The organism is Streptomyces sp. NPDC059455 (assembly GCF_042750115.1).
Taxonomy (GTDB): domain Bacteria; phylum Actinomycetota; class Actinomycetes; order Streptomycetales; family Streptomycetaceae; genus Streptomyces; species Streptomyces endocoffeicus.
Genome location: NZ_JBHYVB010000007.1, coordinates 46,790 through 55,952, shown reverse-complemented (window position 1 = coordinate 55,952; position 9,163 = coordinate 46,790). Strand labels below are relative to the sequence as shown.

General features: G+C 73.2%; 5 protein-coding genes. 1 reads left to right on the top strand and 4 read right to left on the bottom strand.

From position 1 onward, the window contains the following. Positions 1 to 134 precede the first annotated feature (134 nt). From ACFXB5_RS04050 to ACFXB5_RS04040, 3 genes are all read right to left on the bottom strand, one after another. Positions 135 to 428, bottom strand: coding sequence for a hypothetical protein (locus ACFXB5_RS04050; protein ID WP_385202128.1), 294 nt, complete (start codon positions 426 to 428; stop codon positions 135 to 137). Between the two features lie 352 nt (positions 429 to 780). Beyond that, positions 781 to 3,714, bottom strand: coding sequence for a BTAD domain-containing putative transcriptional regulator (locus ACFXB5_RS04045; protein ID WP_385202126.1), 2,934 nt, complete (start codon positions 3,712 to 3,714; stop codon positions 781 to 783). Between the two features lie 150 nt (positions 3,715 to 3,864). Next, on the bottom strand, positions 3,865 to 6,264 hold the full coding sequence (locus tag ACFXB5_RS04040; protein WP_385202124.1) for a tetratricopeptide repeat protein: 2,400 nt from the start codon (positions 6,262 to 6,264) through the stop codon (positions 3,865 to 3,867). A 244-nt stretch (positions 6,265 to 6,508) separates the two neighbouring features. Between ACFXB5_RS04040 and ACFXB5_RS04035 the strand changes: the two genes are divergently transcribed. Beyond that, complete coding sequence (locus ACFXB5_RS04035) at positions 6,509 to 7,738, top strand: amidohydrolase family protein (RefSeq protein WP_385202122.1); 1,230 nt, start codon at positions 6,509 to 6,511, stop codon at positions 7,736 to 7,738. A gap of 220 nt (positions 7,739 to 7,958) precedes the next feature. Here ACFXB5_RS04035 and ACFXB5_RS04030 read toward each other — a convergent pair whose 3' ends face one another. Continuing rightward, on the bottom strand, positions 7,959 to 9,002 hold the full coding sequence (locus ACFXB5_RS04030; protein WP_385202120.1) for an AraC family transcriptional regulator: 1,044 nt from the start codon (positions 9,000 to 9,002) through the stop codon (positions 7,959 to 7,961). Positions 9,003 to 9,163 lie beyond the last annotated feature (161 nt).

Here is a 9,163-nt window from a genome sequence, read left to right as displayed (position 1 = left end):
TCCCTCGACTTGGCCACCCCCGCGCCAGCTGGTAGGGGGGTCGTGGGCACCCCCTCCGTGCCATCGACGGACCGATCCCTGCGAAGTGCCCCGTGGGCCCTGTGTGTTGCTCCCGCCTGCCTGCTGCCTACCCGTTACGCCGTCTTGTTCTTGGCGGTCAGAGGCTTGGGCGCCGGCGCGTGCTCGTCCTGGGTGGAGAGCTGCGGCGGCACGGGCGCGTGCTCGTCCTTGGCGGTCAGGGGCTTGGGTGCCGGCGCGTGCTCGTCCTGGGTGGAGAGCTGCGGCGGCACAGGGGCGTGCTCGTCCTTGGCGGCCAGCGGCCTCGGGGCGGGCGCGTGCTCGTCCTGCGTGGTGAGCTGCGGCGGCACGGGCGCGTGCTCGTCGAGCGGCCGGTAGGCGTCGGACTCTGGCTTCTTGTCCTGGGTCATGCGGATCAGCTCCATGGGATAGGGCGGCAGGTTGTGTGGCGACGCCCGCCCGGCGACTCCCCCGTGGGTCGCCGGACGGGCATCTCAGGGCTGCTCACGCTAGTGGTGAGACCCGACAACCGACCCGTCTGCCCCCCGCGGGGACGGATCGACTGCTTCAACAGTGACCGTCGGCGATAAACGATTGATGAACGCGGTGTCGCAGGGCGCTACGCGATCGCGCCGCCGGTTGCGCGGCCGCCGTCGAGCCACCCGACACCGCCGCCCGAGCCGCCCGATACCGCCGCCCGAGCCGCCCGTTGCGCGGCCGCGGGCCTTACGCGCCTGCGGGCCTTACGCGGCCGCCGGCCCGTTACGCGGCCGCCGCGGGCTCCAGGAGCCCGCGCACCTCGTCCGCCTCGGCGGCGCCCAACTGCTCGTGGATGGAGAGCGCCTCGCGCCAGCAGGCTTCGGCGCGGCCGGTCTGGCCGATCGCGATGAGCGCCTTGCCCAGCACGGTCAGCACGATCGCCCGCCGCCATTCGCCGCCGATGCCGCGCAGGGCGAGGGCCTGTTCGGCGTGCGAGGCGGCCTGCGCCGGCCGGTTCACCGTGAGGTGGGCCTCCGCGATGCGCTGGTGGGTCATCCCCTCCCACAGGGGCTGACGGCTTTCGTGGAACAGGGACAGCGCGTCCGTCAGGTGTGCGAGTGCCTCGTCCGGGCGTCCCGCCCGGGTCAGGACCAGGCCGAGCGCGTACTTGCCGTTGGCCAGGCGCAGGGTGCGCCCCAGGTCCTCGTAGATCTTGACGCCCTGCCGGGCCAGTTCGACGGCGCTCGCCACCCGGGCCAGCTCCAGGTGGACGCGCGACAGATTGCACAGGGCGCTGGCCTCGCCCGGCGCGTTGCGGTCCTTACGGAAGGCGGTGATGGCCTGGAGGAGGTGGGTCTCCGCCTCGTTGAGCCGCTGCTGGACGAGCGCGATGATGCCGCGCTGGTTCAGCGCGCGGCAGGCGGGGACGGGGTCGTCGGCGGCCAGCCCCAGCGCCGCGGCCCGGCGGGCCTCGTCGTCGGCCTGGTCGTAACGGCCCGCCAGGCTGCGCACATGGGCGAGGAAGGTGCGGGCGCGGCCCTCCGCGTGGGCGTCGTCCTGCACCTGCGCCGCGTCGCTGATGGCGACCGCGGTGATCTCGTACTGGCGCGAATTGGCCCCGGACTCGGCCAGGTCGACCGCCGCCATCAGGAGGTCCGCGGCGCGGCGCAGCGTGTCCGGGCGGGCGGCCGACTGCTGGGCGCAGGCGAGCAGCGGGTCGGACTCGGCGAAGAGCCAGTCCAGCGCGGCCTCGCGGTCCGGGAAGGCCAGGCCGGGGTAGCGCGTCGTCTCCAGGTGGTCCACCAGCCGGTCGCCGGGCCGCTCGAGCCCGTAGACCTCGGCGGCCGTCGCCAGGTAGAAGTCCAGCAGGCGGGACATCGCCGTGTCCCGCTCGGAGGGCGGCTGCTCATCGCGCTCGGCGCAGGCGCGCGCGAAGAGGCGCACGAGGTCGTGGAAGCGGTAGCGGCCGGGGGCGGCGGACTCCAGCAGGCTGGTGTCGACCAGGGATTCCAGGAGGTCCTCGGCGCGGTCGACATCGAGGTCGAGGACGGCCGCGGCCGCCGCCAGCGAGATGTCGGGCCCCTCGGCGAGACCCAGCAGCCGGAACGCCCGTGCCTGCTGGGTCTCGAGCTGGCCGTACCCCAGCTCGAAGGTGGCCTTGACCGCCAGATCGCCCACGCGCAGCTCGTCCAGGCGCCGCCGCTCGTCGGCCAGCTTGCGGGCGAGGACGGACACGGTCCAGGTGCGGCGGGCGGCGAGGCGGGAGGCGGCGATGCGGATGGCGAGCGGCAGGAAACCGCACGCGGCGACGACGTCCATGGCCGCGTCGCGCTCGCTGACGACCCGCTCCTCGCCCACTATCCGCGTGAAGAGGGCCAGGGCCTCCTCCGGGCTCATCACATCCAGGTCGACCAGGTGGGCGCTCTCCAGGTCGACCATCCGGATCCGGCTGGTGACCAGGGCGGCGCAGCCCTCCGTACCGGGCAGCAGGGGACGCACCTGGGCCGCGTCCCGCGCGTTGTCCAGCAGCGTCAGCACGCGGCGGCCGTCCAGCGTGGAGCGGTAGAGGGCGGCGCGCTCCTCGACGCCGTCGGGGATGCTGGAGTCCGGTGTGCCGAGGGCCCGCAGGAAGGATCCGAGGACCGCCTCCGGCTCGGCCGGGGCCGGGCCCGCGCCCTGGAGGTCCACGTAGAGCTGGCCGTCCGGGAAGTGGTGGCGCGCGGTGTGCGCCACGTGGACGGCGAGGGTCGTCTTGCCGACTCCGCCGATCCCCGCGACCGCTGACACGGCCATGACATGCCCTTCGGCGGTGGCCAGGTGGTCGCCCAGCTCCTTCACGAACGCCACTCGGCCCGTGAAGTCCGAGACCGAGGCCGGGAGCTGCGCGGGCCGCACGAAGACCGGCCCGGCCGGGGCCTGCTCCGCGGCGGCGCTCGGCGCGGCGAGCTCGGCATCGGCCTGGAGGATGCGCTGCTGGAGCTCGGAGAGCTCCGCGCAGGGGTCCACGCCCAGCTCCTCGGCCAGCAGCCGGCGGGTGTCGGTGTAGACGGCGAGCGCCTCGGCCTGCCGTCCGCTGCGGTAGAGGGCCAGCATCAGCAGTTCGCGCAGCCGCTCCCGCAGCGGATGGGCGGCGGTCAGGGCGGTCAGTTCGGAGACGGCCTCCGCGTGGTGGCCGAGCTCCAGGTCGAGGTCCAGGCGCGCCTCGACCAGGGACAGATGCCGCTCGGTCAGCCGCACCCGCTGCGTCTCGGCGTACGGCCCCGGCACCTGGGCCAGCGGCTCGCCGTCCCACAGGTCCAGCGCCTTGCCGAACAGCTCGCGCGCCCGCAGCCGGTCCCCCGAGTGCTGGGCCTTCTCCGCCTCGGTGGCCAACTGCTCGACCACGTCGATGTCCAGGGCGCCGAGACCGACGCGGATCGCGTACCCGCCCGACTCGCTGGCCAGCACCTCGGAGTCGGGCCCGAAGGCCTTGCGCAGCCGGGAGGCGTATGTGCGCAGCGCGGCGATCGCCGCGTCCGGGGGGTCGTCTCCCCAGAGGGCGTCGATCAGCTCCGGGGCCGTCGCGGTTCTTCCGCCCCGCAGCAACAGCGCCGCCAGCAGCGCTCGTTGTTGCGGTGAGCCGGTGCTGAGCTGCTGTTCGCTCCGCCACGCCCGGACCGGTCCGAGCACGGTGAAGCGCATGTGCTGCCGCTGCGCCTGCTCCTTGTCGCGGGCCATGTCTCCCCCTGCCTGTGCTTCCCAGTCGCACGGGTCAGTTTGCCTTGTCGGCGGCGGTTACGTCAGTAGGGGCCAGCGGTCTCCACAAGGCCCGCCAGAGTTGTCCGACTTCATATGGCTGGCACACCGTCAGATCGGAAGGTACGGCGGTCAATGGGCCGTCATACCCCCGGGAGGGTCCGAGTGGAGGCGGGTGGCGCCGTGGGGCGGCGCGGCCGACGAGATCGACGAGACCCCCATCAGCGCGCTCACCTCCTCGCGCTCCGGCGACCCCAGGCGCTGGTAGATGGCCAGCGCCTCCTGCCAGCACTCCCTGGCCCGATCGGTCTGGCCGACCGCGGACAGCGCCTTGCCCAGGACCGTCAGCAGCGACCCGCGGCGCCATTCGCCGCACAGGCCCTGCATGGCTAGTGACCGCTCGGCGTGCCATGCGGCCCGGGCCGGACGGCCTGCGGCCAGATGGGTTTCGGCAAGCCGGAAATGGGCCATTCCCTCCCACAGCTGCTGGCGGCTGTCCCGGAATATGCCCAGGGCCTGGGTCAGATGGGTCAGGGCCTCGTCCAGCCGGCCCGTACGGGTCAGCGCTATCCCGAGTGTGTACCGTCCGTTGGCCAGGCGCAGCGAGGCGCCCAGCCGTTGGTAGATCTCGAGCGCCTGCTCGGCCAGCTCCACCCCGGCCTGGGCGCGGCCCTTGTCGATGTGGACGCGGGCGAGGTTGGACAGGGCGCTGGCCTCACCGGCCTCGTTGGCGTCGGCGCGGAAGGCGTCGAGCGCCCGGTTGAAGTACGCCTCGGCCTCCTCCTTGCGGCCCTGGTCCAGGACGATGCTGCCGAGCCGGTTGGGAACGCGGCTGGCGAGCATCGGGTCCCTGGCGGCCAGGTCCAGCGCCCGCTCCAGCTCCCGCTCGGCGTGCTCGAACCGGCCGGTGAAGTAGTACAGATTCCCGAGGGTGGCCCGTGCCCGGGCCTCGGTGCGCACGTCCCCCGCCGACTGAGCCGATTCAATGATCGCCTCGGCCACCCCCTCGTACTGGTAGGACCTGGCCCCCGACTCGGCGAGGTCCAGGGCGGCGGTCAGCAGGTCCGCCACCCGGCGGCGCCGGCCGTCGGCGACGCACTGCCGGGCGCAGGCGATCAGACAGTCCGCCTCGGTGAACAGCCACTCCAGCGCGGCCCCGGACGACTCGAAGGTGAGGCCCGGACGGGTCGTGGGTGCGAGGTGCTCGACGGTGCGGTCGCCCGGCCGCTCGGCGGCGTACACCCGTGCCGCGGTGGCCAGATAGAAGTCCAGCAGACGGGAGAGCGCGGCCTCCCGCTCCGCCTCGGGGATGTCGTCCCGCTCCGCGCACGTCCGCGCGTACAGCCGCAGCAGATCGTGGAGGCGATAGCGCCCCGGCACGGTGGGCTCCAGGAGCGAGGTGCCGACCAGCGATTCCATGAGCGTCCGGGAGGCGGCGTCGTCCAGGCCGAACACGGCCGCCGCGGCGGACAGCGAGATGTCCGGCCCCCCGGCCAGCCCGAGCAGCCGGAACGCCCGCGCCTGCTCCGGCTCCAGCTGGCCGTAGCCGAGCTCGAAGCTGGCCTTGACCGCCAGATCGCCGGCCCGCAGCTCGTCCAGCCTGCGCCGCTCGTCGGCCAGCTTGCGGGCCAGCACGGACACCGTCCAGGTGCGGCGGGAGGCGAGCCGGGAGGCCGCTATGCGGATCGCGAGCGGCAGGAAGCCGCAGGACGCCAGGACGTCCATCACCTCCTCGCGCTCGACGGCCGCCCGCTCCTCGCCCACGATGAGCGCGAAGAGGGAGAACGCCTCCTCCGGGCTCATCACGTCCAGATCGACCAGATGGGCGCCGTCCAGACCGGCCATGGTGGCCCGGCCGGTGACCAGGGTCGCGCAGCCGTGCGGGGCGACGCGGCCGTGCGGGGCCGTGCGGCCGTGCGGGCCGTCGCCGGGGTCGCCGGGGTCGCCGGGCAGGAGCGGCCGGATCTGGTCGGCGTCCCGGGCGTTGTCCAGGAGGACGAGGATCCGGCGGCCCGCGAGCGCCGAGCGGTAGAGGGCGGTGCGTTCCTCGGTGCCGTCCGGGATGGCGGCGTCCGGGATGCCGAGGGAGCGCAGGAAGGCGGCCAGTACGGCGTCGGGCTCGGCGGGGGAGGGGCCCGCGCCCCGGAGGTCCACATAGAGCTGCCCGTCGGGGAAGTGACGGCGGGCCGCGTGGGCCACATGGACGGCCAGCGCGGTCTTGCCGATGCCCCCGATGCCGGAGACGGCGAGCACCGGGGGAGCGCTGCCCTGGGCGGGAGCGCCGCCCTGGGCGGCCAGCAGGCCGCTCAGCTCCCGTACGGCGTCGGCGCGGCCGGTGAAGTCCGGCGCGGCGGCGGGCAGTTGGGCGGGGCGCACGACGGGGGCATTCGCCGCCGGGGGGTCGTGGAGTGCTGTGGGGGCGTGGAGCGCCGTGGCCTCATGGGGTGCCGTGGGCCCGTGCAGTGCCGTGCGCTCGGCGAACTCGGCCGCGATGAGCCAGTCCCGTTCCCCAAGCCGCTTGTCGCCGACCATGGTGCCCCCCGCGCTTACGTTTCCCTGCACCGCCAGTCTGCCCGCTCGACCGGTTATTCGTCAGTAAAGAGCGCGTCTGTCCAGGCCGCGCGCCGGGTGGCGGAAAGCCGCGCGCCGGGTGACTGGCGGCCATGTGCCGGGTGGCCGGCGGTCGCGCGCCGGACGGATGGCGGCCGTGTGCCGGACAGTGGTGCGGCGTGCCGCGATAGCTGACGATCCGTCAGATCAGCGCTACCGTGCAGTCATGGAGAGCTTCCCGAAGATAATCTCGGTGGACGACCACACGGTTGAGCCCCCTCACGTCTGGCGGGACCGGCTCCCGTCGAAGTACCGCGACAGCGGGCCGCGCATCGTCCGGGCGCCGCTGAAGGAGATGACCTTCATCGGCGGCAAGTTCGCCCCGAAGATGGGCGCGCTCGGGGACGACGGGCCGCTCGCGGACTGGTGGGTCTACGAGGAGCTGCACCGGCCGCTGACCCGGCTGGACACCGCCGTCGGCTACGACCGGGACGAGGTCAAGCTGGAGGCCATCACCTACGAGCAGATGCGGCCGGGCTCCTTCTCGGTGCCGGACCGGCTCGCGGACATGGACGTCAACCACGTCCAGTCCGCGCTCTGCTTCCCGACCTTCCCCCGCTTCTGCGGGCAGACCTTCACCGAGGCCCCCGACCGCGAGCTGGGTCTGCTCGGGGTCCGGGCGTACAACGACTGGATGGTGGAGGAGTGGTGCGGCCCCGAGGCCCGGGGCCGGCTGATCCCGCTGATCATCATCCCGCTGTGGGACGCCGAGCTGGCCGCCGCCGAGGTGCGGCGGAACGCGGCGCGCGGGGTGCGGGCCGTCTGCTTCTCGGAGATCCCGCCGAACCTGGGGCTCCCGTCGATCCACACCGACGACTGGGACCCCTTCCTCGCCGCCTGCGACGAGACCGGCACGGTCATCGCGATGCACATCGGCTCCTCCTCGAGGATGCCCTCGACCTCCGCGGACGCGCCCCCCGCGGTCGGCTCCACGATCACCTTCGCCAACTGCTGCTTCTCGATGGTCGACTGGCTGATGAGCGGCAAGTTCGAGCGCTTCCCGAACCTGAAGGTGATGTACGCGGAGGGCCAGATCGGCTGGATCCCCTACATCCTCGAGCGCGCCGATGTGGTGTGGGAGGAGAACCGGGGCTGGGGCGGAGTGGCCGACAAGGTGCTGCGCCCGCCGTCCGAGCTGTTCACCGAGCATGTCTACGGCTGCTTCTTCGACGACGCCTTCGGACTGCGCAACCTCGACGCCATCGGGGTCGGCAATGTGCTGTACGAGACGGACTATCCGCACTCGGACTCCACCTGGCCCAAGTCGCGGGAGGTCGGCGAGGCGCAGATGGGGCATCTGGCGCCGGACGTCGTGGAGCGGATCGTGCGCGGCAACGCGATCGAGCTGCTGGGGCTCACGGCGGACGGGCTCTGGGCAGGGGCGCCCGGGGCGTAGCGGGCTGGCCGGGGAGGGGCGTCGGTCCCGGCGCCGCCCTGGCCGGGGAGGGGCGTCGGTCCCGGCGCCGCCCTGGCCAGGGAGGGGGTCAGTCCCTGCGCCGCCCCGGTCACGGAGGAGCAAGAAAGCGGTCACTGCCGGTCAATGACAACCAATGGACCCTCCGGCAGGCTATGGGGCATATCGGCCCTCCCCGCCTCCCCACGCCGTCACCCAACCCTTACGACGTGACAGGGGTCATGGGCGGCGTGGAGGGCCGGGTGTCCCTGCGCACCGGGCGTCGCGGGGTAGCGCCCGGCGCGCGGGACACAAGGGCCAGATGGCGGTAGTCGCTGGGTGGCATCCCGTACGCGGCGCGGAAGGCGCGGCTGAAGACCGCGGGGTGGGCGAAGCCCCAGCGGGCGGCGAGTTCATGGATGCGGACCGTGAGCAGGCCGGGGTCGGTGAGGTCGCGCCGGACGCGGTCCAGCCGCTGTTGCCGGATCCACGCGGAGACCGTGGTGTCGCGGGCCCGGAAGAGGCGGTGCAGATAGCCGACGGAGATGTGGTGCGCGGCGGCGATGGTGGCCGGTGACAGCTCCGGGTCGGACAGGTTCCGCAGGATGAAGCTCTGCACCCGCAGGGCCAGGGTGCGCCGGTGGGTTTCGGGCGGCAGCGCGTCGTCGGCCTCGACGGCCTGGGCGAGCAGCGCCGCCGCCAGGTCGATCAGCACGGTGCCCAGCCGCGGCCCGTCGGAGGGGCGTAGGGAGCGGTCCGCCGCGAGCCGGGCGAGGAACCCCGTGAGCAGGGCGCCGACCCCTTCGCGTGCCGGGATGGGCCGGGCGAGCAGCCGGTCGATCCGGTCGTGGGGGACCGGGATCAGGGCCTTGGGGATCTCCAGGCCCACGCCTGCGGGAGGGCCGCCGAAGGCCAGACAGTCGAAGGGCCGTGAGGTGTCGACGACATAGAGGCCCTCCGCCCTGTGCGCGGTCTCCTGGCGGGACTGGGAGACCTGGAGGTTGCCCTCCTGGATGAACGAGAAGTGGTACAGCTCGGGGTCGGACTGCCGGATGAGCTTGGGCGTCCGGCGGAAGTCCATCTCACGGAACTTCGTGGGCCATACGGAGGCGGCGCCGAACTGGAGGATGCGCACCTCGCCCCGGAAGTCCCGGGTGTGGTCGCTGGTCATCTCCATCGGCGCCATGAGCTGTGCCATCTGCTCGCGCCAGAAGTCGAACCGATCCGCTCTGGGCAGATCCTCGCAGCGGAAGACCGTCTCGATCATCACGTGCCCCTCTGTGTGCCCTCGCCGTGCCCCCTTGCTGTGCCTCCTTGCCTGTGTCCTGTGGTGGCCCCTGGACGGGGAGGCGGGCGTGGGCCCCGAGGTCCCGAACGTCCGTACGCTAGCAAAGCGTCGCGCGGCGGGACGAGACTGCCGTACCCCTT